The sequence below is a fragment of the Oleiphilus sp. HI0125 genome, assembly GCF_001635355.1.
Map to the genome: position 1 here is coordinate 1 of NZ_LWGF01000934.1, position 1,235 is coordinate 1,235.

Sequence of the window (1,235 nt, forward strand, 5' to 3'; positions counted from 1 at the left end):
CTGGGGCCTCAGTTAGAAAAACATACGCGCTTTCCAAACAAAGCCAATATTGGGTTTATGGAAGTGGTCCATGCTCGCTTTATAAAGCTGCGTGTTTTTGAACGCGGTGCTGGTGAAACGCATCTATCCAATGGTCTGCCTTCATTTACCGTTGTTGGTTTACCCGAGGCGGCCGTAAAAGAAAGCCGTGAACGTGTGCGCTGCGCACTTATAAATAGTGGTTTTGAGTTCCCGATGCGCCGCGTGACCGTTAATTTAGCGCCTGCAGACATACCGAAAGAGGGCGGCCGTTTCGATTTAGCTATTGCTGTTGGGATCTTGGCGGCAAGTGGGCAATTGAATGGAGTTGATATTAGCGCTTGCGAGTTTATTGCCGAGTTAGCATTAACTGGAGAGTGCAGTCCCGTCACGGGTGTCTTACCTTCTTTGATTGAAAGCCTCGAGTCTAGCCACCGTGTGTTTGTTGCAAAGGATGATCTCCGTTATGCTCACTTATTAGGTGCAAAATCGATCTATGGCATAGAAGACCTTCGGCAGTTGGTGGAATATCTTCGCGATCCTGAGCGTGCAACGACATGCCGATATACTGCAGAAACTTCTGATCAAGACCTAGATGCTCAAATAGATGATCTGTCGGATGTTCTTGGTCAGTATTCTGCGCGTAAAGCGCTAGAGATAGCTGCAGCGGGAGGGCATAACTTATTGTTATTTGGTCCGCCAGGAACAGGCAAAAGTATGCTTGCTTCGCGTATCAGCGGCATATTGCCTCAACTTAATATCAAACAAGCACGCGACGTAGCCGCTTTATATAGCTTAACCAATACTCCGAGAGATGAGGGGGATTGGTTTACACCACCATTTCGTTCACCTCATCATTCGTGTTCGGCGGTTTCTCTTGTAGGAGGTGGCGCTAAACCTAAACCCGGCGAAGTGTCTTTAGCGCATCAGGGTGTTTTATTTTTGGATGAGCTGCCAGAGTTCTCGAGGCATAGTCTTGAGATGCTACGAGAGCCTTTAGAGTCGAATGCGATTTCGATCGCGCGCGCACAGCATCAAATTACCTTACCTGCGAATTTTCAATTTATTGCTGCCATGAATCCATGCCCGTGTGGCTATTTAGGGCATCCAACGATTGCTTGTACTGATACGCCGCAACAAATCGAACAGTATCGCCGAAAATTATCGGGCCCTTTATTAGATCGAATTGATATGTATGTTGAGGTGCCTTTTCAGTC

1 protein-coding gene and 1 pseudogene are annotated in these 1,235 nt (G+C 47.4%); both read left to right on the top strand.

Features of this window, described 5'->3' with window-relative positions:
• Positions 1 to 120: pseudogene (locus A3762_RS28410) on the top strand (diaminopimelate epimerase); the annotation flags it as partial.
• A gap of 15 nt (positions 121 to 135) precedes the next feature.
• Positions 136 to 1,235: YifB family Mg chelatase-like AAA ATPase (locus A3762_RS16110; protein WP_231878835.1), on the top strand; the 1,100-nt coding region annotated here is incomplete at its 3' end.